The 26,698-nt window shown below is 38.0% G+C and carries 24 protein-coding genes; 5 read left to right on the top strand and 19 right to left on the bottom strand.

What is annotated here, in order from left to right:
- Positions 1-206, bottom strand: a 206-nt coding sequence (locus VIH09_RS01465) for a carboxypeptidase-like regulatory domain-containing protein (RefSeq protein ID WP_331577138.1), incomplete at its 3' end; no start/stop codon positions are given.
- Between the two features lie 103 nt (positions 207-309).
- On the opposite strand from VIH09_RS01465, the gene VIH09_RS01460 reads away from it, so the two are divergent.
- From VIH09_RS01460 to VIH09_RS01450, 3 genes are all read left to right on the top strand, one after another.
- Entirely contained in the window at positions 310-2,181 is a 1,872-nt protein-coding gene (locus VIH09_RS01460) for an Nramp family divalent metal transporter (RefSeq protein WP_331577136.1), read from the top strand.
- 72 nt (positions 2,182-2,253) lie between these two features.
- Entirely contained in the window at positions 2,254-2,907 is a 654-nt protein-coding gene (locus VIH09_RS01455; protein WP_331577134.1) for a metal-dependent transcriptional regulator, read from the top strand.
- A 40-nt stretch (positions 2,908-2,947) separates the two neighbouring features.
- Positions 2,948-3,358, top strand: coding sequence for a hypothetical protein (locus tag VIH09_RS01450; protein ID WP_331577132.1), 411 nt, complete (start codon positions 2,948-2,950; stop codon positions 3,356-3,358).
- 71 nt (positions 3,359-3,429) lie between these two features.
- Here the strand turns inward: VIH09_RS01450 and VIH09_RS01445 are convergent, their stop codons facing one another.
- The 7 genes from VIH09_RS01445 to VIH09_RS01415 all read right to left on the bottom strand — a co-directional run bounded on the left by VIH09_RS01445 (position 3,430) and on the right by VIH09_RS01415 (position 13,243).
- Positions 3,430-5,889 carry a PAS domain S-box protein gene (locus VIH09_RS01445; RefSeq protein WP_331577130.1) on the bottom strand — a complete coding sequence of 820 codons (2,460 nt, stop codon included), beginning with the start codon at positions 5,887-5,889 and terminating at the stop codon, positions 3,430-3,432.
- A gap of 124 nt (positions 5,890-6,013) precedes the next feature.
- Positions 6,014-6,535, bottom strand: coding sequence for a YfiR family protein (locus VIH09_RS01440; protein ID WP_331577128.1), 522 nt, complete (start codon positions 6,533-6,535; stop codon positions 6,014-6,016).
- A 53-nt stretch (positions 6,536-6,588) separates the two neighbouring features.
- Complete coding sequence (locus VIH09_RS01435) at positions 6,589-9,450, bottom strand: TonB-dependent receptor (protein WP_331577126.1); 2,862 nt, start codon at positions 9,448-9,450, stop codon at positions 6,589-6,591.
- A gap of 496 nt (positions 9,451-9,946) precedes the next feature.
- On the bottom strand, positions 9,947-10,072 hold the full coding sequence (locus tag VIH09_RS01430) for a FeoB-associated Cys-rich membrane protein (protein ID WP_331577124.1): 126 nt from the start codon (positions 10,070-10,072) through the stop codon (positions 9,947-9,949).
- A gap of 6 nt (positions 10,073-10,078) precedes the next feature.
- The gene (gene feoB / locus VIH09_RS01425) at positions 10,079-12,178 is read right to left on the bottom strand and encodes a ferrous iron transport protein B (RefSeq protein WP_331577122.1); all 2,100 of its coding nucleotides are present in this window, start codon (positions 12,176-12,178) and stop codon (positions 10,079-10,081) included.
- A complete protein-coding gene (locus VIH09_RS01420; protein WP_331577120.1) occupies positions 12,178-12,417 on the bottom strand; it encodes a FeoA family protein in 240 nt (79 codons plus the stop codon). Before VIH09_RS01420 ends, feoB begins: the two co-directional genes overlap by 1 nt.
- 160 nt (positions 12,418-12,577) lie before the next feature.
- Positions 12,578-13,243, bottom strand: a complete 666-nt coding sequence (locus tag VIH09_RS01415; protein ID WP_331577118.1) for an SCO family protein — start codon at positions 13,241-13,243, stop codon at positions 12,578-12,580.
- 138 nt (positions 13,244-13,381) lie between these two features.
- Between VIH09_RS01415 and VIH09_RS01410 the strand changes: the two genes are divergently transcribed.
- On the top strand, positions 13,382-15,445 hold the full coding sequence (locus tag VIH09_RS01410) for a M13 family metallopeptidase (RefSeq protein WP_331577116.1): 2,064 nt from the start codon (positions 13,382-13,384) through the stop codon (positions 15,443-15,445).
- 78 nt (positions 15,446-15,523) lie between these two features.
- Here the strand turns inward: VIH09_RS01410 and VIH09_RS01405 are convergent, their stop codons facing one another.
- The 5 genes from VIH09_RS01405 to VIH09_RS01385 all read right to left on the bottom strand — a co-directional run bounded on the left by VIH09_RS01405 (position 15,524) and on the right by VIH09_RS01385 (position 21,717).
- Complete coding sequence (locus VIH09_RS01405) at positions 15,524-16,468, bottom strand: DMT family transporter (protein ID WP_331577114.1); 945 nt, start codon at positions 16,466-16,468, stop codon at positions 15,524-15,526.
- A gap of 1 nt (position 16,469) precedes the next feature.
- Complete coding sequence (locus VIH09_RS01400) at positions 16,470-17,273, bottom strand: SDR family NAD(P)-dependent oxidoreductase (protein ID WP_331577112.1); 804 nt, start codon at positions 17,271-17,273, stop codon at positions 16,470-16,472.
- 81 nt (positions 17,274-17,354) lie between these two features.
- Positions 17,355-19,817: a M28 family peptidase gene (locus VIH09_RS01395; RefSeq protein ID WP_331577110.1), complete on the bottom strand. Its 2,463-nt coding sequence runs from the start codon at positions 19,815-19,817 to the stop codon at positions 17,355-17,357.
- A gap of 26 nt (positions 19,818-19,843) precedes the next feature.
- Positions 19,844-20,191 carry a hypothetical protein gene (locus tag VIH09_RS01390; RefSeq protein ID WP_331577108.1) on the bottom strand — a complete coding sequence of 116 codons (348 nt, stop codon included), beginning with the start codon at positions 20,189-20,191 and terminating at the stop codon, positions 19,844-19,846.
- Positions 20,192-20,193: 2 nt separating this feature from the next.
- Positions 20,194-21,717 (bottom strand): carbon-nitrogen hydrolase family protein, encoded by a 1,524-nt coding sequence (locus VIH09_RS01385; RefSeq protein WP_331577106.1) that lies wholly within the window; start codon positions 21,715-21,717, stop codon positions 20,194-20,196.
- A 189-nt stretch (positions 21,718-21,906) separates the two neighbouring features.
- Here VIH09_RS01385 and VIH09_RS01380 point away from each other — a divergent pair, with 189 nt between their 5' ends.
- On the top strand, positions 21,907-22,239 hold the full coding sequence (locus tag VIH09_RS01380; protein ID WP_331577104.1) for a single-stranded DNA-binding protein: 333 nt from the start codon (positions 21,907-21,909) through the stop codon (positions 22,237-22,239).
- An 89-nt stretch (positions 22,240-22,328) separates the two neighbouring features.
- Here the strand turns inward: VIH09_RS01380 and VIH09_RS01375 are convergent, their stop codons facing one another.
- The 6 genes from VIH09_RS01375 to VIH09_RS01350 form a co-directional block, all read right to left on the bottom strand.
- The gene (locus VIH09_RS01375; protein ID WP_331577102.1) at positions 22,329-22,508 is read right to left on the bottom strand and encodes a hypothetical protein; all 180 of its coding nucleotides are present in this window, start codon (positions 22,506-22,508) and stop codon (positions 22,329-22,331) included.
- 50 nt (positions 22,509-22,558) lie between these two features.
- Entirely contained in the window at positions 22,559-23,071 is a 513-nt protein-coding gene (locus VIH09_RS01370) for a ferritin (RefSeq protein ID WP_331577100.1), read from the bottom strand.
- A 44-nt stretch (positions 23,072-23,115) separates the two neighbouring features.
- Positions 23,116-23,745 (bottom strand): chloramphenicol acetyltransferase, encoded by a 630-nt coding sequence (locus tag VIH09_RS01365; protein WP_331577140.1) that lies wholly within the window; start codon positions 23,743-23,745, stop codon positions 23,116-23,118.
- 173 nt (positions 23,746-23,918) lie between these two features.
- Positions 23,919-25,178 carry an OmpA family protein gene (locus tag VIH09_RS01360; RefSeq protein WP_331577098.1) on the bottom strand — a complete coding sequence of 420 codons (1,260 nt, stop codon included), beginning with the start codon at positions 25,176-25,178 and terminating at the stop codon, positions 23,919-23,921.
- Between the two features lie 285 nt (positions 25,179-25,463).
- Entirely contained in the window at positions 25,464-26,153 is a 690-nt protein-coding gene (locus VIH09_RS01355; protein WP_331577096.1) for an HAD family hydrolase, read from the bottom strand.
- The coding region (locus VIH09_RS01350; protein WP_331577094.1) for a DMT family transporter at positions 26,150-26,698 on the bottom strand (549 nt) is incomplete at its 5' end. The genes VIH09_RS01355 and VIH09_RS01350, both read right to left, overlap by 4 nt.

Below are 26,698 nucleotides of genomic sequence, written 5' to 3'. Positions count from 1 at the left end.
GCCACAATATCATAGTTGCCGGGAGCGATGTTTTTTATAAAATAATTCCCATTTTCATCACTAATGGTTGTTTTGTCGGTTTTTTTCAGGACAATATTGACTTGTTGCAATGGCATTCCATCGGCAGTGACACTTCCTTTTAGACTCGCTTGAGCAAATGAAAGGCTTGTCGTTACTAAGAAAATGGATAAAATTAGATTTTTCAAAATGTTATTTTAGATTGTGTTTAAATATAAATTTAGGCAAAGCTAAAAATTATATTTGATATAACAAAAAAACATAATTATATTTGCCTCAAATAGTTATAAAATGGGTAAATCATTAGAAGAGGTAAACCAATCGGTTTCAACACTAAATAAGAAATCAGTTTTCCGAAAAATATTGGCCTTTTTTGGTCCCGCTTACCTAATCAGCGTTGGATATATGGACCCAGGGAACTGGGCCACGGACATCGCAGGTGGTAGCCAATTCGGGTATTCCTTACTTTGGGTATTATTGATGAGCAACATTATGGCTTTGTTGCTGCAAAGTTTGAGCGCTCGGTTGGGAATAGTGACCCAACGTGATTTGGCGCAAGCCTCGCGCGAAACCTATTCGCCATTTATCAATTACATTCTTTACTTTTTGGCTGAGATTGCCATTGCGGCCTGTGACTTGGCTGAGGTTTTAGGAATGGCAATCGGTATCAACTTGTTATTCGACATCCCGCTTATCGAAGGGGTAATGATTACGGTTTTAGACACTTTTTTATTGCTGTTTTTGATCAATAAGGGGATACGTAAAATGGAGGCTTTTATCATTGCACTTGTAATGGTAATTGGAGCTTCTTTTATTTTCGAGATGATTTTTGCTCAGCCGGAAATGGACAAAGTGATTTTAGGATTGATTCCATCGATGCCAAATGAAACGGCTTTATATATCGCCATCGGTATCATTGGGGCTACGGTTATGCCTCACAATTTATACCTGCATTCTTCATTGGTGCAAACCAGAAAATTCGACCGGACCAAGGCAGGAATCAAGCAGGCTTTAAAATACAATTTCATAGATTCTACCATTGCGCTTAATTTGGCTTTTTTGGTGAATGCTGCTATTTTAATTTTGGCGGCAGCCACATTTTATAAAATCGGAATGTATCATGTGGCCGAAATTCAGGATGCGCATAAGTTTTTGGCTCCGCTTTTGGGAACCAAATGGGCGCCTATTTTATTTGCCGTAGCCTTGATTGCGGCGGGACAAAGTTCTACCATAACGGGAACACTGGCAGGGCAAATTATCATGGAGGGTTACTTGAATTTAAGAATCCAACCTTGGGTGCGTAGAATCATAACGCGATTGATCGCCATTGTGCCGGCAGTTATCGTAATTACCATTTTTGGAGAAGGAGTGACGGGGAAATTACTGATTTTGAGTCAGGTGATTTTGAGTTTGCAACTGGGTTTCGCGATCATTCCACTAATTCATTTTGTGAGTGATAAATCAAAAATGCATGGATTTCATATTGGCAGGGCAACCCAAATCGCCTCTTGGGTTGTGGCGACGATAATTGTTATTTTAAATGGTAAGTTAGTTTACGATGAAATTAGCGGATGGCTCGAAACTTCCGAAAATCCTATCGTGTTGTGGTTAACGGTAGTACCATTAGCGCTAAGTTTCTTGATTCTGTTGTTGTACATTGTTTTCAAACCGTTTGTGTCCAAATCGAAGATCGATATTCAAAACCATTCGCCACATAGCTTAAAATTGCGGTTTTCTGAGTCTATAATTTGCAGTAAAAAGAATATTGCTGTGGCATTAGATTTTTCTGGTGCTGATGAGGTTGCGCTAAACAACGCTTTTGAATTAGGCGGAATAGATGCCAGATATACCTTAATTCATGTGGAAGAATCGGTGGGTGCAATGGTTTATGGCGAAAACATTGAGGATCATGAAACCTTGATAGACGAAAAAATATTGAAAGAATACAAGGAGATGCTTTCTGAAAAAGGATTTAAGGTGGAAACACGATTAGGTTTCGGTAACCCGAATAGGGTAATACCGGAGATTATCAATGCAGGGGATTTTGATATTTTGGTCATGGGAACTCATGGTCATACGGGGTTCAGGGATTTAATTTTTGGTACTACGGTGGATAAATTACGCCATAAAATTTCCATACCTTTGTTAGTTGTTAAGAATTAAAAAACGGTAATTGGTTAAACAACCCAACATCAAATTTTTAATCTAAAGCGGATAACCTCAATTTTAATTTTAATGACATTTTCAGAAGAAAACTATCTCAAAACCATTTACCATATCACAGTGGTTTCGCATTCCGAGGTGAGCACTAACGCCATTGCCGAAATGATGGAAACCAAAGCTTCCTCAGTAACGGATATGATAAAAAAACTGGCCGAAAAGGATTTGGTCAATTATAAAAAATACCAGGGGGTTTCCTTGACCGAGGCAGGAAAACTAGCCGCGAAAATGATTGTTAGAAAGCACCGTCTTTGGGAGGTTTTCTTGGTGGAAAAATTAGATTTTTCCTGGGATGAGGTGCATGACATTGCCGAGCAATTGGAACACATAAAATCAGAACAACTGATCAATAAATTGGATGACTTTCTGGGAAACCCAACCACCGACCCGCATGGTGACCCAATCCCAAGTAGGGATGGGCAAATTCTTAAAATTGAAAAGCAATTGCTTTCGGAACTGTCCGCTAATCAAAAAGGAATATGCGTCGGAGTGAAAGACACTTCGTCCGAATTTTTGAAATACTTGGACAAGCAAAAGATCGCTTTGGGATCGAAAATAGAAGTGCTAGGCAAGGAAACTTTTGATTTGTCATTCAAAATTAAGGTAGACGGAATAGTTTTGACCATTTCGAATAAAATTGCCAGCAATCTTTTTGTGGAGACAACTTAAATTAAAACAAACTATATTTGGAGTAATAAAACGAAATCAAATGAAAAACATTCTTGTTGCAGTTATGCTAATTTTTAGCTTTTCTTTATTTGCCCAAAACGATCTGGATACCGGCTATCTGAAAATCACTCCAAAAAGTTGCACAAAGAAAAAAGGGAGTTCGTTAGTCTTGAAAGAGGTTCTTTCTGATTCGCGTTGTCCAACAGGAGTGAACTGCATTTGGGCTGGTGAGGCAAAAGTTGTGGTTGCCGTATATCACGACCGCAAATTCGTAAAAGAGGAAACCCTGACCATTTCGGACAGTAACAGCCAAGAGAACACAGCGTGGTTCGCGCAATATTTGCCAGCAAACAAAAAAAACGTAAAAAGCATAAACGTTATTCCTCATCCAAAAGAGGGAGTTAAAATCCAAAAGAAAGATTATTACATACGCATAGGTTATCTTAAATAAGTAAGTTAAAATCGGGTTGAAATTTTTGCGGTAATAAACTTTAGCAATTTCTTGGAAATCAATTTCTGATTCTATTTTTCGTCGCTTTTAAATCCTATCAATTTTCGGTATTTCTTTTCGCTTTCTTCCAAAGCTACCTCAAGTTGCTTGTATGAGGTAATGTCTTTTATATTTGCAACGGCGGCAATAATGTAGTTATTTTCGTCAACGATGGGTCTACCGCTTATTACCACCCGCTTCTTCATTTTTGTTTCAGAATTCTCAATTATTATTTCAACGTCGTTGCTTGACTCGCCTTTCAACGCTTTCTCTAAAGGAAGATTTTGGACAGGGAAAACAGTTTTTTCATCAGGGTAATATAGGTCATACTTTGCAGACCAATCAAGCGTGGTAGGAATTTCGGTATCCTGTTTGACACCTATTATTTCTTCCGCCATATGATTCGACAGAACAATTCTTTTCCGGGTATCCGTAACGATAATTCCCTCTCCTATGTTTTCTAAAATCAATTTTAATTTAAGTTCATTTTGACGCACTTGTCGGTCTGCTTCAATTTTCTCATTTTCAAATTTTTTGCTAATCGAAATGTCTTTAATAAAGGCGATAAAGATATACTTGCCTAGGATTGTCGCCGGTGAGATCGTAAACTCGATATCGAACTCCACACCGTTTTTATTAAGGGCGGTTATTTGTATTGTTTTATTTATGATGGGGCTTTCGCCGGTTATAAGGAAATTTTGGAAACCTTTTGTAATACTTTCTTTGTGTTGTTCAGGAATAATCAAATCCCGCATCGATTTCCCTAGAACTTCCCCTACAGACCATCCGAATATTTCTACTGCTTTGGGATTCCACCTGATAATATTTCCCTCATCATTTATTACGATTAACGCATCAGGAGCCTCGTTAAATATGGTTTGCAATTGACTTTCGCTTTCTTTCAATTTTTGTTCCGCAGCTTTACGGTCAGTAATGTCCCTCATAATCGATTTATGACCCATTATCCGATTTCCTTCCCTCAACTGATTGACGGTTTGCTCAATCCATTTTTGTTCTCTGGATTTAGTAATTATTGGAAAAGAATATAACGTCTCATCTATCTTATGTTTAAATTGATTCAAATAGAATTCACTCACGCGTTGTCGCCATTCCGGAGCAACGAGTGCCGAAATATTCGTGCCGATCAATTCGTTTTGTGTGTAGCCGGTTAGTTTTTGACAGGCGGGATTGATATAGGTAAAGGTTCCTTTGTAATCAGTGGTGTGGACAACATCACTTGTGTTTTCGACTATTTCGCGATATTTTTCCTCACTGGTTTGAAGCGTTGCCAAAGCATCCGCCAATTGAGCCGTACGTTCAACCACCTTTTTTTCCAAGTCTTCATTTAGTTTTTTTATAAGGTTTTCCGAGTTTTTTCGTTCGGTAATGTCATGAAAAACAGCTACTGCGCCACTGATCTTTCCGGACGAATCCATTAGCGGTCTTGCTGACATTATTACAAAATTGCCTTCAACTTTTTTGTAGTTTTGGATAAACAATTCCATGTCATCAACATTTTCGCCATTTAAAGCTTTAACTAATGGGAGGTCAGCGGTATCCATAACGGTTTTAGTGTCCGGCCAAAAAACGCCGTAGGTAGCAGCCCATTTTTCTTGTGGAATATCAAGTGATCCCAGTCCGATTATTTTTTCGGAAGCGGGGTTCCATATGATAAATTTTCCGTTTTCGTCAGAAACTACCAATCCATCGCCCATATTTTCTATGACAGACTGTAAAAGTGTATTTTGCTCGTCAAGTTGCTCTTTGGATTTGGCTACTTCGTTGTCTCTTTTTTCAATATTTTCCAACATATCGTTAAACTCACTCGCAAGAAGGCTAATTTCATCTTGCCCCTCAACATCCATTCTGATTTTATAATCGGCCGTTTCTTTTATCTTTTGGGTTACCTCCACCAGATTTGATAGGGGTTTTGAAATGTATTTTTTTATAATCATGGCAATTAAAAAAGCGAGACCAATCCCGACCAGCAGAAGTACAACCCCAAGACTCAGCACCTCCATTTTTATTTTGCTTAATTCCGTTAATTCAAAACGGATGCAAACAAACCCGATCGTCTCATTTTCTTTTTTTATTTTGTTGTAGACAAAAAGATTTTCTTTGGTAAACTGTATTTTACTCTGATCCATTGCCGGAACCGAAAACTGATAATAAGGATCAGATCCCGGTTTGGTGTAGGACGCAAAGATTTTTCCTTTTTTGTCAAGGATAGTTGCATTTAAAATGTCGTTTTGCACTTTTAGCTCCGATAGAATTTTTTCGGCAGCATCATTATCTAAAAACTCAAGAGCCGAAGCGCTATTAAAGCCAATCACTTGTGCAATAGCGTTTGAACTGATTACTTTTCGGTCTTTGAATCCCCTAATATTTATCAATACAAAAGCTGTAATACATAGCGCCAATACAAATGCAGAGGTAAAAACTTGCATCAGCACCAGTTTATTTTTGATGGATATGTTGCGTAGATTTATCATATATTGTTGCGTTTCAATTCTAAAAAGTCACTGAAGTTTAATGACGATAGGGTTTAATTTACTAACTTAAATTTGGGTCAAACAATATTGCATTCAGACCCATGCGAATTTCAATTTTGCCTGGTCACTGTATTATTATGGCATGTTGCAGCAAGAAGGAGCTAATTCCAATTCCTGCTTTGTTTATTGCCTTTAGATTTACTTCAAATTTTAATTTATTTTCGATCATAACAAAATTCATATGTGCCCCTTTTTTTCCGAACCCATTTTGCTCCGTTACTATCAATACGGGCTTTCCGGAAAAATGAGAGAGTATTTTTTCAATTGGAACGGTGCAATTGTAGGGAATAAACAGAATATGGCATGAACCAATCTCCTTCAGACTTTTATATTCCTTAATTTCAATTTTTTTGTTTTTAGTTGTTTTAAGTAATGAAGCGGTAATAGGGCTACGTTCCAAGATTGCAATCTTAAATGTTTGATCTTTGGAGTAGTTTTTCCAGTACACATAGTCAACAAAACGGTAAAGAAAATCAGCTTTTAGTGCATAGTCCTTACCGGCAGCTTCCTCTTGCGCTGACAGTTTAACGCCTCCTATCAGTGCAATCAGCATTATCAAATAAAACAGTTGATGTTTGAGTATCATGTCTTTTAATTTTAATGAAGTTATACGTCATCTTAAATTGATTTTTAACCAAATTAAAATTTATAAATTAGAGATAAGCTAAATAGCGTTCCCAACTGACTGAAATGATACCCCTCGTAAGTCATCTGCGAATATCGACCGTTGAAGGTAATCAGGTTAAATTGTGATTTAACTTGTTGTGGGTCATTTAATATAGCGGTTCCTGCCGCATTTTCAGCCTTAAATTTCCATTCAGGCAATACGTTTAACAAATTGTTCAAGTTTAATGCGAGGGTGAATTTGTCCGTTGCGGCATAAATTATTCCCAGATCAGTTACTATTTTAGCCGTAAACTCGGTCCTTAAGTTCGTGTCCAGTCCATCTTGTTTGAATATTGTTTTCCCAAAATAGGTGTTGCCGAGCAGTAGATCAAATTTTCTGATTTTGTAATGTGCCCCCAAAATCCATTTTGTTTTGGGCCTTGCCGTAAACATCAAAGCCTCGAGCGTGGGCCCAAAATTGTTGCTTACCACCGGCGAAATTCTTTTATTTTCGAAAGTTAGGTTTCCTGACAAATTCATTCCGAACTCTCCTGCCCCCAAAGCCACATTGCCGTAATTCATGACCACATCTATGCCCGAAGTCCTGGTGTTGAATGAATTTTCAAACCAGATCACACGACCAAATTGGGTCTCAACATTGTCCCCCAAAATGATCCTGTCTTCCACTTTGATGTTGTAGTAATCAACGGTAAAATTAAAATCATCGAAAGGCTTGGCACCAAGCCCTACAGTTATGTTAGTTGATTTTTCGGCATCTAATTTAGGAATCCCCAAAACACGTGCCTGCACTGAAATATTGTTTATTAGGCCGCTAATTTGCACCCCTTCCCCCGGGATGAAGGTGTATTGTGATTTTTGGGTGTATATCTGGTGTAAGGTTGGTGCCCTAAATCCAGTGGATACGGATCCACGCAGGGTGATTTTATCATTATAAAATTTGTATCGTGAGCTTAGTTTCCAGACCGTAGCACCACCAAAATCACTGTAATTTTCATATCGGACCGTAGCATTTACTAAAAAATCGTTTGTAAAGTCATAGGCCAAATCAAAATAGCCACCCAAATTGTAGCGGTTCCATTTGCCTGAATCTTCCGGTCTGTTGCCTGAAAATGAATCGGCACCTTCCCCGTCCCAGGAAGCTTTGTCCCCTTCGATAATTTCATAGGTTTCGGTTCTGAATTCTGAACCGAAACCCAAACTTATCTTATCCGAAAGTACTTTTGAAATATCCAAGTTACCCACAATATGATTAAACGAAACCCCGCCCGGTTTGAAAGATATGGGGCTGTTCTCTTTATAGCGATTTACCCCATTGGGGTCTTTGATGTTGGAGCTGTTTTGTGAGTTTTCTACCGTGTAGGTTTGGGCATTACCGCCAACGGTTACGCTGGCATCGGCGTTCCAGCCGTTCCTTATGGATTCGTAACCCAAGGTGGCATTATAGTCATTCAGGTCTCCTGTAAATGTTGGGTGGTACCCTTTATAGGACGCCGCCGTTCCATCACCAAAGAAATCTTTTAGATAGGTTGGATAAACTGCTGCCGTGTTCCAGTTTGGGATATTGGGGTTCTCAAAGGGATTTTTTATTGATTTCCAATAGGGCGTTCTATAATTCGCAAAAGAGTTTACTTTCCGGTAGCTGTAAGCGGCATTGTAATACAATTGGGTTTCATGGGATAAATTTAATCCGCCATTTAACAAAAATTTTGCGGCGGCCGTTTCCGGCGACCCATTGATATTGCCGGCATCCGGTTTTTCCGCCAAAAAAGCATCAACAGCGTTTCGTCCGGCGGTGTTTCCTTGGTTTATGGTAGCGAATTTTGCGTTGTAATCGGGGGAACCTTTGTAGTCCTCAAACAGTGCATTAATTTGGGCTTGATTCAGTCCCGTGATGCTGGTTCCGTTAAGAGTATTGTCGTCATTCACGTAACTGGCCGGGTTGTTGGATGAAATTGCAATGAAGTCATTGAATTCACCTTCGGCATCTACTTTTCCGGATCGGTTTGCCAAATTCACTTTTGAGAAATCTAAAGTATAATTGACGAAACCTTTTTCGCCTACTGTCGACCCATTATTCAAACTAACGCCGAACATTTCACCGTCACCCTCAGCGGTAATGCCGGTTTTTAGCTTAACTGTGCCGTTGCCGGTTCGCTTTTTCAAAATAATGTTTATGACCCCAGCTATCGCATCGGAACCGTATTGAGCTGATGCACCATCCCGAAGAATCTCAACACTTTCTATGGCGTCAATTGGTATAGCAGAGAGGTCAGCGCCAGTTTCTCCTTGACCTGGAGATGTCTGAACATATAGAAGCGCGCTTAAGTTCTTGCGTTTCCCGTTGACCAGAATCAATGTTCTGCTGGGACCCATATTTCGAATTTCATAAGGATCAAGTAATGAGGTGGCATCATTTACAGGCGTTTGGACAGTATTAAAAGAGGGTATTTTGTATTGTAATGCTTTGTCGAATGTTATTTGTCCGGTCGAATTGAGGTCTTCGAATGACAGTATGTCAACAGGTAGGGCGGTCGTTATATTACTTCTTGGTGCGGCCCTTGTTCCCGTCACTACAACTTCATTAGGGTTTTGCCCTCCTTCCTCAGACAAAATAACATTTAGAATAGTATCGGCGGTGCCATATTCTTGCTTAGGAAAACTATAATAGCTAAAGACCAAGGTAGCGCCTTCCTTAACTACAATTCTATATGCTCCATTGATATCGGTAGAGACGCTGTTGCTTGTTCCTTTTTCGGTTATGTTTGCTCCCGAAAGGCCAGCGCCAGCATTATCTAATACATAGCCCGAGACCGCTTTTTGGGAATAAAGCAAGCTAATGTTTAGCATAAACAGTAGTAAGACAAATTTTTTCATAATCAGTTGATATTGTTCTTTTTGATTTTAAATCAATTGCAACATATTAATTGTATGAAATTCTCATTTGACCTCTTAACAGACTATTTATTAAAAAGTAATGGTAAATGAAGTCAAAAGCGGACTCTTTATATTCAGGTTAGATGGATTGTCTCTATTATTTAATCTCAATTTGGTTGTTTTTTAATTGCATTAGGAGTAAAGCTGATAAGCCTAAAATTATGTTTAAATTAATCCTTGAATTATTTTTAGAGGGACGCTAATTGCATCAACAACATATTTACAGATAGCTGGACTAGAGTCTTTAACCGTTAAAAAGAGCTATGTAAATTTAGTTAATAAAACTTAATTAACTTAAATTAAAGGGGAGTTTTTTTGATTGGGAGATTGCTTGTTTGTGTTTTAAATCAATCCCTTTTTCGAATTGGCAATTAAAAAGGCAGGCTGCTGAATCTCCTTTTTTTCTTGAAATAAGAAAAAGATGATTTTGTTTTTTTTAGTGGCAACCACAATCGTCGTCGCCACAATTTTTGTCGAATTTTTTCTTTTTGAAAAAGAACTTTCTAATCAGAAATGCAAGCGCAATTCCAAGTGCAATAAAGGCTATAATTTCTTGAAGCATAACTGTTTATTTTAGAATTTGATATGCGATCAGTGCCACGATATAAGCAAACCCACTCATAAAAATAAGTTGGCCAACAGGCCATTTCCAAGAATTGGTTTCTTTTCGGGTAATGGCTAGGGTACTGGCGCACTGCAAAGCAAACGCATAGAATAAAAGTAGGGATATTCCTGAAGCAAAGTTGAATATTTTCTTCCCTGTTGCGGGGTTAATCTCCGCAGCCATTTTGTTTTTTATAGTGTTTTCATTGTCACTTCCGCCGACACTGTAAATGGTCGCCAACGTACCCACGAATACTTCTCTGGCGGCAAAGGAACTGATAACGGCTATACCGATTTTCCAATCATATCCCAAAGGAGAGATTGCCGGTTCGATGGTTTTGCCCATTATGCCAATATAGGAATTCTCAAGCTTGTATGAAGCCACTTTGTTCTCTAATTCTTGCGCTGAAAGCGTGCTGTTTGCAGTTTTGGCGCGTATTATTTCATCTGCGTTCTTAAATTTTGTACCGGGGCCATAAGATGCCAGAAACCATAAAACTATTGATATTGCCAAGATGATTTTACCGGCTCCAAAAACGAAAGCTTTGGTTTTTTCAATGACATTAATTGCCACATTTTTGAACATAGGCAATTTGTAGTTTGGCATTTCCACTACAAAGAATGTTTTGCCCTTTATTTTCAGTATTTTATTAAGTATGTATGCGGAGAAAATTGCCATCCCGAAACCCAAAAGGTACAGTAGCATTAAGGTTAGTCCTTGAAGATTAAAAACTCCCAAAACGCGTGTGTCAGGAATTACCAGCGCTATAATGATGGCATAAACGGGCAATCTGGCGGAGCATGTAGTGAACGGCGTTACCAGAATGGTAATTAATCGTTCTTTCCAGTTTTCGATATTTCGGGTTGCCATAATCGCCGGTATGGCGCAGGCCGTTCCTGAAATTAGTGGGACAACGCTTTTGCCTGACAGACCAAATTTACGCATTATCTTGTCCATCAAGAAAACAACTCTACTCATATAACCACTTTCTTCAAGTATGGAGATGAATAAAAATAAGAATGCAATTTGTGGAATAAAAATCAAGATTCCTCCAATTCCGGGGATGATACCCTGCGAAATTAAATTCGTTAACACCCCTGCCGGTAATGAATTGTTAGCCAAGGTGCTTAATGAGGCAAAAGAGCTGTCAATGAAATCCATTGGTACTTTTGACCAGTCAAAAATGGATTGAAAAATAACGAATAATATGGCAAAGAAAATCACGTAACCCCAAATCTTATGGGTTAACACGCGATCCAGTTTGCTTCGAAAATCTTTGGCGATCGTGGCGTCCACTTTGAGCCCTTCCTTCAGTACATCATTGATGAACTGATAGCGCTTGATGGTTTCCTTCTGCTGCAAACGTTTTAAATCCGAATGGGATTTGGTGAAAGAACCCTGAATCTCCTTACGTTCCAAATTCAGGAAATTTACGTCTTGGGTGATAACTAACCACAGTTTGTATAATAACTGGTTCGGAAATGCTTTTCTCAGACTGTTGAAATATTCGGGGTCAATAACTGATGCGCTCAAACAAGGTTCGTTTGAAATGGATTTGTAAGTGACAATCAGTTTTTTTAGCTCGTCGATTCCGAAACCTTTTCGGGAGCTGATAAGGGCAATTTTTGTCTTTAAATGCTCCTCCAGATAAGGTATGTTTAATGTAATTCCCTTGTGCGCCATGCGGTCAGCCATATTGATGACTAGAATGGTTGGAATTTCCAGGTCTTTTATTTGCGTGAAGAGCAGTAAATTTCGTTTTAGATTCTCCACGTCAGTAACGACAAGGGCTACGTCCGGATATAACTTGTCATTTTTATTAAGCATTAATTCGATGACCACATTCTCGTCAATGGAACTGGCATTTAGGCTGTAGGTGCCGGGTAAGTCTAAGATATTCGCCTTTATATTATGGGATAGTTTGCAAAAACCTATCTTTTTTTCAACGGTGATTCCGGGATAGTTTCCCACTTGTTGGTTCAGTCCTGTCAGCTGGTTAAAAACGGAAGTCTTGCCCGTATTTGGATTACCGATTAAGGCGACATTGATATTTTGGTTGATCATTAAAGCTTGATTTTTATTAGTTCAACGTCAATCTCTTTAGCCGTCTCGATGCGAATGGCCAAATGGGAACCGTTAATATCCAAATATAAAGGGTCGCCGAAAGGTGCAATTTGCAGCAGCTCGACCGTATTTCCCGGCAAGCAACCCATTTCGAGAAGTTTTAATGGAATAACGTCAATATCAAAATCTTTGATAATGGCTTTCTCGCCTTTTTTTAGTGAATTTATCGTTGTTCGCAAGTCTTATTTAGATTGAATTAATATTGCAAAAGTACATATTATAATACTAAAACAGATGATAATTATCACTTTTATGACTTGTTTGAACCAATTTGACGGGAAGAAAACCGAAGGTATTCTATCAGAATTCTGGCGCTACCGAAAATTCCGGCAAGTGCGGCTACTCGTTACTCAAAAAATTAATGTCTTCAATTAACTTTTGGATATCCTCTTCTTTTGTACCGTCATAAAAGCCGCGAACTCTCCTTTTGGCATCTACCAAAACGAAGTTTTCAGTATGGACCATATCGTATAATTCACTCGGTTTTCCCATTTTAACTGCCAGATAGGATTTTCTGGCCATCGTATAAATTTCTTTTTTGTCGCCGGTAACCAGATTCCACTTGCTGTCATCAACCCCGTTTTTAATGGCATAGGATTTCAAAACCGAAACGTTATCGACTTCAGGAAAGACAGTATGGGAAAGCAACATCACCTTTGGGTTGTTGAAGATCGCTTTCTGGACTTCGACCAAATTAGTGGTCATTTTTGGGCAAATGGAGCCACAGGTCGTAAAGAAAAAGTCAGCAACGTAAATCTTGCCTTCGTAATCCTTTTGGGTTATCGTTTTTCCGTTTTGGTTCACAAAAGAAAAATCGGCTATAGTGTGGTATTTGCTAATGTATTGTACGGTACTGTCAACCAGTTCAGGGTTGACGTCCGAGGGGTTGTATATAGGAAGTGTTTTACTTGGTTTTAGGGCGGTATAAAATAAGTATAGAATAATGGATGACAGAAAGAAAAAAACACCGAGAAACAAGCGGTATTTAGTTAAAATAGACTTCATAGAAAATATTTTTTGCAAAAATACAAAAAAGCAGGCTCTTTTAAACTGACTTTAACAACTGTTAATTCAGTAAAAAATTAACATATATTAAATTTTTATCGATAGATTTGGTGATAATAACTAAACAATGTAAATAATATGAAAATAAAGTTGAATAAGCAGTTGCTTTTTGTGATTCCTGCAATTATTGGATTTACAGAAGCTCAAGCTCAGGAAAAAACTGCGGTCAAAGAACCCGGAATCAATGTTTCATACTTTGATAATAAGGTAAAACCTGCCGATGATTTCTTCCGATTCGTGAACGGTACTTGGCTTGATAAAACTGAAATCCCCAGCGATAGAACCTCTTGGGGTAGCTTTAATGAATTGCTAAAAAAAACGGATAAAGACGCTTTGACAATTTTGAAAGATGCCTCGAAAAATCCAAAATATAAATCCAATACCGATCAGGGAAAAGCAATCAACCTTTTCAATACCATTCTGGATACCGTTGCAAGGGACAAACATGGCATTGGTCCTTTGCTGCCATATCTGGCTAAAATAGAGAAAATAGAAAACACTGCTGATCTACAGCAATTGTTGGTTGAAATGGAACCTATCGGCGGAATTGGTTTTTTTGGTGTTGGAGTTGGAGCCGATGATAAAAACAGCTCTAAAAACTCGCTCAGTATAGGAGTGGGAAGATTGGGTTTGCCTGACAAGGACTATTATTCCTCTGAAGAAAAAGACACCAAAGAGAAACGCCAAAAATACGAGTTGCATATCGCGAGAATGCTGCAGCTAATAGGGGAAAGCCCGGCGGAATCTAAAGCGAATGCCAGTAAGGTTTTAGCTTTGGAAATTCAAATGTCTGAACCCCGTTTGGACAGAGTGCAGCGCAGAGACGGGAGATTGCAGTACAACCCGATGACCGTTGCAGAGCTGCAGAAGATGACTCCGGCAATCAATTGGAATAACTACTTTAAAGGAATTGGTTTTACAAAATTAGATACGGTTATTGTTAACCAACCCAAATACATGAAGGCGTTGCAAACCATTCTTTCCGAAAATAATGTTTCGGTATGGAAAGAATATATGAAATGGAATTTGATCAACGGCTCGACTCCTTTATTATCTACAAAAATAGATGAGGCCAACTTTGATTTTTACGGAAAAACTCTGACTGGAGCAATAAAACAAAGACCGCGCGAGGAAAGAGCCCTACAAACAGTTAACGGTACCGTAGGGGAAGCATTAGGGAAGTTGTATGTTGAGAAAATGTTCCCTGCCGAAGCGAAAGCTAAAGCGGAGAAGATGATCAAGAATATTATTCTAGCCTATCAAAACCGAATCAATAACTTAACGTGGATGTCTGCAGAGACTAAAACGAAAGCCATTGAAAAGCTAAATAAGATCGCAATCAAGATTGGGTATCCAGACACCTGGAAAGATTATTCGAAATTGGAAATTAAAGGTATAGCTGAAGGCGGAAGCTATTTTGAAAACGTGAAAAGTCTAGCGAGATGGAATTTTCAAAAGGATATTGACAAGCTAAATAAGCCAGTGGACAAAACAGAATGGTATATGTCGCCGCAAACGGTAAATGCGTATTACAATCCTTCATATAATGAGATCGTGTTCCCGGCTGCTATTTTGCAACCGCCTTTTTATAATTACCAAGCTGATGAAGCGGTTAATTATGGAGGAATCGGTGCCGTTATTGGGCATGAAATCTCTCATGGGTTTGATGATTCCGGAGCGCGATACAATTCAGACGGAAACTTGGTAGACTGGTGGACTAAGGGAGATTTGGAACAATTCACGGCATTGGGAACATCGCTTGCGGATCAATACAGTGCACTTGAACCGTTGCCTGGCGTTCACGTTGACGGTAGGTTCACTCTAGGGGAAAACATTGGTGATTTAGGGGGTGTTAACGCTGCCTATGACGGTTTGCAGTTGTATTTAAAAGAAAACAACAATCCGGGCCTTATTGACGGATTCACCCCTGAACAGCGTTTTTTCATCGCCTGGACAACCGTTTGGAGAACAAAATCCCGCGATGAAGCAATAAAGAACCAAGTGAAAACGGATCCGCATTCCCCGGGAATGTATAGGGCTTACGTTCCAGTGCAAAATGTAGATGCTTTTTACCAGGCATTTGATATTAAAAAAGGAGACGGAATGTATATCGCGCCAGAAAAAAGAGTGAAAATCTGGTAGAAAAAAATATTATTGCATAAAAAATCCCAAGTGAAAGCTTGGGATTTTTTATGCAACAATATCTGGTTTGTACTTTTTTTAGGACTTGCTTTCCTGTAACATTTTTCGTGTTTTTCTCATCGAATGATTGACCATGTACAGTCCAAAAAGCGTTACCCCACCGCCAATTGCAATGGCCAATGTTAGGGATTCCCCAAAAATCATCGCGCCCAGCAATACGGCTATTATTGGGTTGACATAGGCATAAATACTGTTAATTTCCGGGGGAAGCTTTTGCAGCATATAGATGAATGCAATAAAGGTTAAAACGGAACCAATTATTACCAAGTAGGCAATTGCCCACCAGGAGTTTGCCGGAATAGAAGTGATATTTACCCCCGTTCCCGTTGCTCCAGTAACGGCCAACAGAACAGTGCTCGAAATCAACATTTGCAGTCCCAGACTAAAATAAGGGTTGAATGTGGCCGCCTTTTTCTTGGTATACAAACTACCGAAAGCCCAGCTTATCGTGGCTATCAATGACAGTAAAATGCCAAATCTAAAATCAGGTTGCAGCAAATCACTTAGATGATCGTAAAAAATGACACAAACTCCCCCAAAACTCACGATTAGGCCCAATATCGCCAATCTGGCCAATTTTTCCCCTCTGAAGAAAGTGATAATAACAATCCATAATGGGAAAACGGCATTTATGATTGCGCCTAAACCGCTACTGATATATTTCACTCCCCAAGTGCTCAAACCATTACTCAACACAAAATTAAGTAGGCTTAAAATCAGGATTGTTTTCCATTGTTTTCCCTTTGGCCAAGATGCTTTTTTAAATAAGAAAAAGGCAACATAAAGCGATCCTCCGATAAATTGTCGGATTCCTGCAAGCTGTAGGGCGGGCATGTGTCTTACCCCTTCTTTCGAAGCGATCCAGGTTGTTCCCCAAAAAAAACACACAAAACACAAGGCTACTACGGGCAATCCGACTGCATTTATTTTAGCCGAAAATGCATTCTTAATTTTAGTTTTCACTTTACAGATGTGTTTTTATAAAAGTGTAATCAAGCACCCTTTTTAATTTATCGCTCAAAATAATTTTTCCAGTAGAGGTATTGCCATAGTTGAACGTTGGTGGAGCTAAATCTAATTCCAAAGCCTTTTGGGTATAGTATTGCGCTCTTGAAGGATGAAAAGGAGCAGCTGCGTTGAATGTTTCGTTCCAGGAATCGGTTTCTATGATTTTTAAGATAATTCCAATGCAGTCTTCTTGATGAATCAGATTAATCGGTGCATCAGGGTTGTTGAGATTTTCACGACCAGCCAAAAAACGTATTGGATTACGGTCTTCGCCAATTAACCCGCCAAAACGCAGTACAGTGGTCTTAAAACGGCCGTTCATATGCAATAGTTTCTCTACTATAGCCAATTGTCTGCCGCCTTCGGAATCTGGGTTTATTTCAGTTTCTTCGGTTACCATATCATTCCCTTCCCCGTAAACGGAAGTGGAACTGATAAAAAGGACTTTGTCAACTGTCGAGTTTTCGATATATGGGATTAATTGTTCCATCTTTCCAACAAAATCCTCTTTGCTGTCTCCCCTTAATTTTGGCGGAATGTCGATAATTAGGGTCTCGCTTCCACGCAAAAAATCTTCAACTGTGCCGACTACGTTATTGCTTTCAACTGCAATAAGGAAAGGCCGAATTCTTGATTTTTCGAAGAGAGGAATTTTCTCCTCGGAGGTCGTGGAACCATAAACGGTAAATCCTTTTTCTATCAGGGTTTCTGCTAGGGGAAAACCCAGCCATCCGCAACCAAGAATGCTAATTTGTTTCATTTTGCAACCAATTTATTTCGAAACCTGAATGGGAGCACTATATGTGTCCATTAATTTTTTCAGTGACAAATTTCAATAAAATTAATTAACTTTTGAGCTGTCGGTTGCAATTATTTTTTTAGCATCTTTTTTGATCTTGCCTTGGGGAATAATTGAGTCTGGCTTAGTGATTTTTGGAGATGTTATTCTTTCTTTTGTTACTATTTTTTGTGGGACAATTGCGGTAGGAACTTCAATCACTTTTGGAGTGGGCTTTATTCTCTCCTTGATTACTACAGCATCATTCAAAACAAAAGGTGTTGGCATCATCCAAGGAGCTCTAGGAGTCATCTTAAATAATGGGTTGGACATCAAATCAAAGGAGCTTTCCAAAAGGTGCATATCAAAAAGAGCCGATTTCGCAATGGCAAACTCCATTTCGAGTGGTTCGTTATTGACAACATAGTAGCTTAGGATTTTCTTTCCGTTGCGATTCATTTTTGAGCCCTCCTGTTCGAGTTGTTTTGCTCCATTTGCTTTGAAATCAGAAAGAACTATTTTTTCGTTGGCAAAAATATCGTAGCGATTTACCCTTCGGTTGGGACTGATTTTAATTTTAAAATAGCGTTGATTGCCGTCCACACTGTCTCTTAGAAATTCAATGGTAGGTTTTGGCAATTCTTTTACGGCTGCTTCAGCTGAAAAGGTAAATTGAGAATCGTATTTGCTGAACAAAGGTGTCTCTTTCCATGCAGTGGCTTGTTTTGGGTTTTCGCCCAAATAGGCTTTAGTCCAAACATCCAGATTTTTATCATAGGTAACCCAATGGGCTTTATGGGTATCGGCATCATAAATATAAACTAGGCTGTTCGATTTAGCTTTTCCCTTTTCATAACCTGATTCGAAATGTGCCTTGGCAAAAAAGCCGATGGAAATTAATGAAAATAAAAGTGCCCATTTTCCTTTTTTGGCGAAAGCCCCAAAAACGGGCCACAGCAATCCAACCGTCAAGACGGTCAAAATAGCACTTCCAAAAAGCACTTTTAACCCCAAACCTATTGGGAACATTTGAATAAATGGAACTATAATCATTAAAGCGGGAATACTAAAGACAAGATTTAGTGTTTTATTTGATTTTTGGGTGATGATGTAGTAACCAAACATAAACAATCCGAAATAAACAGGGATGATTAGAAAACCAGCCCCTTTCAAATAGATGGCTAAAGCGCCATTAATGATTAACCAAACAAATAAAGGAGCCACATAATGGTTTATTGTTACGTTTTTTGAAGAAAATAAATTATAAACCGACAATGTTATTGCCAATGCAAGAAACACAAATGCGGCAATGTACGCATGCCCATTGTAAGTAAAGCCATTGAGCAAATCATTGTATTGCGGGTAAGCCATCAATAGTCCTTTCCATCCAAAAAAGGTGATTAGGCCAGATGTGATTACAGAACCCAAAAGAGGAATGAATCCTTTTATGATTTCTGAAAACGTTAGAATTCTTTTGGCGATTCCTATGAAAACCAGTAGTAGAAAGAGTATAAATGCAAAAATGAAAAAGGGTATTACTAATTCAAACGAATAAGTTATGAAAGTAAATGGGATGGTGAAATAGACATAATCAGCTTTGGCGTGCGTGGCATTCAAATTTGTATTCGAAAAATAATTTAATAAAGGCATTAGATAGCTGCCTTGATGAGCCAAGGTATTTATATTGAGATGCTCGATGTCATCTTGGGCAGTATGGTAATTGTAATGGCCGTCAATAAATGCGAAATTATAGCCTTGGATGTTTTTTTGTTCTCTAAATACGGTTAGATCAGTGTCATTTGGCAACATTTTATAAATGCTGTACATTAATGAATTGGATACTGGATAGGTGATATTAGCTGCCGCAAATTCTTTGACAAGGCCCGCATTTCCATTATTAGTTTCCATCAGCATATAGCTCGGACCAGAGGTCCCCCTAGCTTCAAAATTCAGAGCTAAACCCACGTCATTTGCCCAGCTGCTTTTAGTAACAAACAAGGCGGCACCGTTTAATCCTAGTTCCTCCGCATCTGAAAACAGAATTATGATGTCGTTTTTATGGGGTGTTTTGTTGTGCAAAAAAGCACGTACGCCTTCTAAGATTGTTGCAACTCCAGAACCAGCATCGCTGGCACCACGAGAGGAGGAGTGTGGGGCGCTGTCGTAATGGGTAAGCAACAATAATGCTTTTGTGTTTTGAGTCCCTTTAATTCTGGCTAAGATGTTTTTTGATTTAACTAAATTTCCCCAGTCTGTTAAGGTATATCCTTCTTGTATTGATGGTTGCAATCCCAGTTTATCCAGTTCTTGTTGAAGATATTCAGCCACTTTCTCGTGATTGCTTGAACCTACATAATGCGGTTGTTTAGCAATCGCCTTTACTTGTGTCAAGGCTCTTTTGGTAGAAAATTCACTTAGTGGAGCATCATCGTCTGAAGTCCATTGAGGCATCATCGTAAAATAAAGTATCCCTAAGGTTATCAGGATAAATAAAATGCTAAACAGGGAAGAAAAACTTTTTTTCATGCTTTGGGGATTTGGGGGGTGTGGTATTAGATATCTTTTTTGACTAACATAAAGAAATCATTGTCCAAAAACATATAGCCTTGGTCGTACAAAAAATAGTAGGTATTTCCTGTTTTAGTTTTCAATATATTAGTAAAAAACTCAAAATCAAAACCCTTACTTAGTAGTTTTGTCCTTGAAGTTTTTGACTTTCCATCGGGATTAAGTTCCAGTAGGATTCGATAATTTTTGCGCAACTTATTGTTGATGTTGCGCATAAAATTATTGTTGTCTTTGTTTATTTTGTTGTTGTAGGCATTGCGACAACCATCGCTACAGAATTTTTTATCCTCCCGTCCCACAATTTTTTCTTCACATTCTAGACAATTTTTCATTATTATATTTTTTTCAAACTATATAAATCGTGCCTTCTGTCTTTCAATATTTTTACACTTCCATGTTCGTGTAGTTCTTTTAAAAGATTAATGTCAACATCAACGATCAAAGTCATTTCTGTGTTTGGTGTCGCTTCGGCTTTGATTCCATTACTTGGGAAGGCAAAATCGGAAGGTGTAAATACAGCTGCTTGGGCATATTGAATGTCCATATTATTCACTTTGGGCAAATTACCTACGCAACCTGCGATGGCAACATAACATTCATTCTCAATTGCTCTTGCTTGCGCGCAATGTTTCACTCGCGTATACCCATTTTGGGTGTCCGTTAGGAAAGGGACAAATAGAATGTTCATTCCTTCGTCAGCCATTAGTCTGGATAGTTCTGGGAACTCCACATCATAACAAATCATAACTCCTACCTTTCCACAGTCGGTGTCAAAGGTTTGAATAACATCTCCTCCAGTGATTCCCCAATGAAAAACTTCGTTAGGTGTAATATGAATTTTGCGGTACATTTCATTTGTACCATCGCGTTTGCATAAAAAACCTACATTATACACATGTCCGTTTTCTATAAAAGGCATGCTTCCTGTGATGATATTTATGTTGTATGAAATGGCAAATTCTTGAAATTTCAGCTTTACGGCTTCGGTATGTTTTGCCAGTTCCCTAATCGCTTCGGGTTCTGATAAATGATTAAAGTCAGCCATCAACGGTGCCGTGAAAAACTCGGGAAACAATGCGAAATCACTTTCATAGCCAGAAACTGTGTCTATAAAAAATTCGGCTTGGTCAAAAAGGGCATTTAAATTGGATAATGATCGCATTTGCCACTGAATTAATCCCAGCCTAACCACACTTTTTTTGACATTGATAAGCTTCGGACTATCCTCATAGTAAATGTTATTCCATTCTAACAATACGGCATATTCCAAGGATTCAGTGTCGCCAACTAAGTAATTCTTAAGTACACGAACTTCATGGAAATCATTGCTTAATTGAAAAGATAAAACGGGATCATAGATCTCTTTTTTCTTTACTTTTTCGATATAGACTTTTGGTGTGATTTCGTCTTTGTATTTTCCATAAGATGGAATTCTACCTGCAAAAATGATTGATTTAAGGTTTAATTGTTCGCACAATTCTTTTCTGACATCATATAAACGTCTCCCTAGTCGAAGGCCACGATATTTCGGGTTGATAAAAACATCAATCCCATATATAACCTCTCCCTCGGGGTTGTGAGTTGAAAAAGTATAATTGCCCGTAATATCTTTGTATGTTTTAGTCTTGAATGCGAAATCTTCTGTCACTAAAATGGATAGTGCTGAACCAACGACAACTCCGTCAACAACGATAACAAGTTGTCCTTCGGGAAATTTTTTCAGTAATATCTCTAATTGTTCTTCTTGCCAAAATGACTCCGCCATTTCTGGGTAAGATTCCACCATGGATTTTTTTAATTCTTTGTAATCCTCTATTTTCAGATTTCTTAATTCAATAGATTGTATTGTACTGGGCATATTGTGTTTATTTTGGGTAAATGTAGTATAATTATTAGCCGTTTACAAACGTTTACAAGTATTTACAACCGAAAGTAATTGAATACTAACCGAATAAATTTGTGAAACTGCCAGATCTTTGCCATGTCGAAATCAAAGTAGAATCGACACGAGTTTTAATCTAACATAAACATTTAAATTTTACACGCCATGAATGCAATGAAAAACAGAGTACAGTTAATTGGACACGTAGGGAACGATCCAGAAATCAAAACTTTTGAAGGTGGAAGAAAACTAGCGAATCTAACGATCGCAACAAACGACAGTTACAAAAATGACAAAGGAGAAAAGGTAGAACAAACCGAATGGCACAAAGTGGTCGCCTGGGGCAAAACCGCAGAAATCATAGAAAAATACGTAACCAAAGGCAAAGAGATAGCTATCGAGGGTAAATTGACACATAGAAGCTATGAAGATAAGAACGGAGAAAAAAGGTATGTTACCGAGGTAGTTGCCAATGAAGTGATGCTTTTGGGGAAATAAGGAGTGGGTCATAATAAACCGAATACCCGGGATAAGAAAAAACCATCGACAATTGTCGATGGTTTTTATTTTTGATAAAGCGGAAAGAGTCATTCCTTTTTTTCGCCTAAATCAAACCTGGGGCAGTTCTTACAGCGTTTCTCTTCGCCTTTTTTATATTTTTCGCAACATTTTGACTTGAGTTTACCTGCTACAGTATCTTTCTTAAGGAGTTTTTTTTTATCCTTTTTCTCCTTCTTCTTTTCTTTATTCTTGTTTTTCTTACTCAATTTTAAAAAAATTAAGCGTTATTTTAAATACCCTAAACGGTGATTCCTATTTAAATTTTGGATAAGGAACCGTTTAAAGTTAGTTGTTCGATGTCTCTGTCAAAAAGATATAAACCCCCTTTGTCGTCTCCTATTAGGTTTATTTTATCTAAGATATGTTTAGCTTGGGCTTCTTCTTCGATTTGTTCGGCTACATACCATTGTAAAAAGTTATGGGTCGCGTAATCCTTCTCGGCAATCGAAATGTGAACCAATTCGTTTATCGCATTTGAAACAAAAACTTCATGCGTATAAAGTTCTTGAAAAACCTCTTTGAATGTTGCATAGTTTGTTTTTGGAGCTTTCAATTCAGAAACTTGTGCATGACCTCCGCGTTCGTTTATGAACTTCACCAATTTAAGCATATGAGTGCGTTCCTCATCTGATTGGGCATACATGAATTTTGAAACGCCCGACAAACCCTTAATCTCTGCCCAAGAGGCCATCGAAAGGTAGATTTGGGAAGATTCAGCTTCTATACGGACTTGATCATTCAACGCTTTTTCAATATTTTGTGATATCATGGCAAAGAATTTTGTGTTAAATGTAAAGTTACAAAAATCTTAAGTTACTGATTCATAATTTCCTGAAAACAATCTACAAACTGTCCGAGATGCATTCCGTCCATCAATCCGTGATGAACATGAACTGACATGGACATCGTTCTCGTGCCTGTTTCGGAAACCATCATTTTACCAAAGGAAATTTTTGGGCAGCTATCGGGAACGGTATAGCTCCTGGCATGCGAAAGCGAAGTGAAATTTAACCAAGGAATAGCTGAAACATGAATAACGTTGTCGTCTTCAAAAGTTCGGGTAAAAATCCCTGTGGTGGTTTGTAGGCGTTCAATTTCGGCCAATGCAGTAGCGTTAAAAACGTCAAAGCTGCGATCGTATTCTATCAACGAAAATCCAAAGGTACCGTCGGGCCTCCCTATAGTTGCGGAAGCGTCGATTCTATCCTTTATATAGATTTTGTCGTCTGAAATTCTATAGCGGAACGATTCAATAGAGTTGACGGCAATTAAAGTTTTGTGTAGATAATATATAAAAAAAGAGCTGCCCAATTTCTTAGAATTTTCGTAGGCTGAGGTGCAGTCAATTTCTACGGTAGCTCCAAAGAAGGGCTCTTCAAATTGTCTAAAGAAATGAAAATGTGCTGCTCTAGGCCATTTATCTAAGTTCAAAAGTGTTTTCAACATATTGTGGTTTTTGTATTGGACAAAAATAATGTTATCGTTTTAAATTTTAAATTCATTTTTTTAAATTTCAGGAAGCAATATTTTTTTTTGGATATGATCTCAAAAAGGGTTAAATGAAAAAAGCCCTAAAGGAAATATCCTTTAGGGCTTCTTAAAAATCTAAGTATGAATTATTTTACTCTGAAAGTAACTCTTCTTACTAATTTTCTAGCAAGTACCGACTCTTTATCTACAGAAGTATCTTCACCAGCAGCGATTACATTCAATCTTGAAGCATCAACATTAGCTTTAACTAAAGTGTTTTTCACGTTAGTAGCTCTTGCATTTGATAATTTATCGTTGTAAGCCGTTCTTCCTAGTTCATCAGCATGACCTATGATGTCAATTGAAGCAGAAGGATTGTTTCTTAAGTAAGTTAAGATAAAGTCAGTACCTTCAGTAGAAACGTTAGTTGGTGTAGATTTATCAAAATCAAAATAAACAGCAACATAACCGCCATTAATTAAACTTTTAATCAATTCGTTATCGTATACTGTTGTAGTATCTGATTTATTACCATAATTTTCCAAGATGTAAGCTTCAGTTTCATCAGGAACGTTATTGTTATTTTTGTCAATTGATCTACCTTTAGTATCAACCATCATACCGTCAGGTGTGTTTGCTTCTTGATCTAAATAATCAGCTACACCATCTTTATCAGTGTCTAACATTTTATTTTCAATATTGCTAACTCGATCAGTCAACGCTAATACATTTTTATCAATAAGAGTAACCCAGTCAGCATGTTTTGCATTTTTACCTAAGTAAACTGTTAAACCTACTGTACCGTTAAAAAGAATTCCTTGAAATCCTCTAGAAGCTCCTGCAGTTGCGCCATCAAAAGTTGCATTTTGGGCTGCATTAAGAATAGTTGTGAAATCTCCTGTTAAGGCGATTCTATCAGTTAATTTGATTTGCCCAGTTACACCAGCCATGAAATTACCCATTCTATCTTTTAAGTAAGTAGGATCTTTTCTTTCTAACATTGATAAACCAAAACCAGCATGACCTAATAAGCCAAGCGATTGAGTCCAAGTTTCAAAATTCATGATTCTTCCCAAGTTAGCTACAGCTTGTAAATCAACTCTGTAATATTTAGTATCAAAAGATTTAGAATCGCTATGCCCTTCAAAACTATTGTAACCGAAGTCACCTTTCAAACCAAATTTGTTGTTAAACATGTATCTTGCCCCTAGATCAATAACGTAAGGACTTGGTGTTGAAGTGTAATAACCTGAAGTCATTGGTCTTTGTGGTTTGTTAAATCCACCAGCCAATTCAACAGACCATTTGTTGTAATCATTGTTGTCAACAGTTTTTTCAGTTTCTGTTTGAGCACTTAATGTTGTGAATGCCGCAGCAAAAATCAACGTTAGTATAAGTTTTTTCATAATTTACTTTTTAATATTTAATGCAAAATTACGACAATTTCTTTAATAAGAAATTTCAAACAGTCAATTATATAACATTTATCAAATATTTTATAAAAAAAGGGCTTTTTTTGATCTTTTAATGCGTATTTATCAGATTTTTAGTAGATTAAATTCATATTTCGAACGAATTTCTGCCTGATTTGACCAGTAAAACGCTGCCAACAATCATTTTGAAGGTCAAATAGACCCTGAAAACACAACAAAAAGCTAATTTCTGTATTTTAAATAATAGGAATATTCGTGTTATTTTAACCTTATTAAGACGTCGCTGATTTTTTCATAAGCCCTGAAATTTACATGTTCGATCTTATGATCAATCTTTTCATGGGCCCAAGTTGTATGAAAAGGAATATGGACAGCATGTCCCCCGATGGCCAAAACCGGTAAAACGTCAGATTTAAGGGAATTCCCGATCATGAAAAATTCTTCGGGCTGTATTTCTAGTCGCCTTATCAAATCCGAGTAGTCAACCTCTTGTTTGTCTGACATCACTTCAATATGATGGAAATAATGACCTAGCCCGGAATCGTGTAGTTTTCTTCGTTGGTCCAACAAATCACCTTTGGTAGCTACTACTAGCTTGTATTTTCCATGCAAAGCGGCCAAAGTCTCTTCAACACCTTCCAATAAAACAATTGGTTTTTCGAGCAATTCTTTTCCGTACTGGATGATTTTTTCGATAATTTCAATCGGAATGGTGTTGTTTGAAATGGTCATTGCAGCCTCAATCATCGATAGAATATACCCTTTTATGCCGTAACCGTATATTTTTAGGTTGTCAATTTCTACTTTGAAGAGTTGCTGCGAAATCCCTTGGTGCGATAAATAATCCTCCATCAAAGCGCAGAATTTTTTCTCCGTTTCGTCAAAATAAGTTTCGTTGATAAATAGGGTGTCGTCTGCATCGAAAGCAATAACTTTTAAATTTTTCATGCTGTTTTTTGTGTTGACAAGGAAGCATCCTTCGTTGCTTTGTTAAATATATTTTTGATCGAAAATGTCTTTGTGTAAAAGGTAATTCGGATTCCCAAAAGTAATACGATGCCGCCAATAATCATATTGGAGGTTATTTTTTCATCCAGAAATGCCCAGGCTAAAATCGAAGTCAGCACCGCTTGACTCAATAAAGTCAATGAAACTCGCGTGGGGCGCATGTGTTGTGTGGCATAACTGATCGATAACCAAGCCATCAACTGGCAGACCACGGCTTGAACCAGCAGAACCATCCAGCCCGTATCAGAAAAACCGAAAAAAGGTTCGTTCATCGCAAGACACACCCCCGCTAAATATACCGTAGAAGCAAGCAAGCTGACGACCATGAACGAGAGTACGTCTATATGTGTGAGTGCTTTTTTGCTGACCAATAAATAGATAGAGTAGAAAATACCTGATAACACAGCCAGAATAAAGGCAGTGTCAAAATTTAATTCAAAGAAAAATTCGAAGCCCACCAGCATCGCCATTCCAAATAATGCAAT

The sequence above is a fragment of the Flavobacterium sp. genome (assembly GCF_036515215.1).
In the GTDB taxonomy this organism is placed as follows: Bacteria; Bacteroidota; Bacteroidia; order Flavobacteriales; family Flavobacteriaceae; genus Flavobacterium.
The sequence above is the reverse complement of the archived record's forward strand: the minus strand, read 5'-3'. Positions and strand labels throughout refer to the sequence as shown.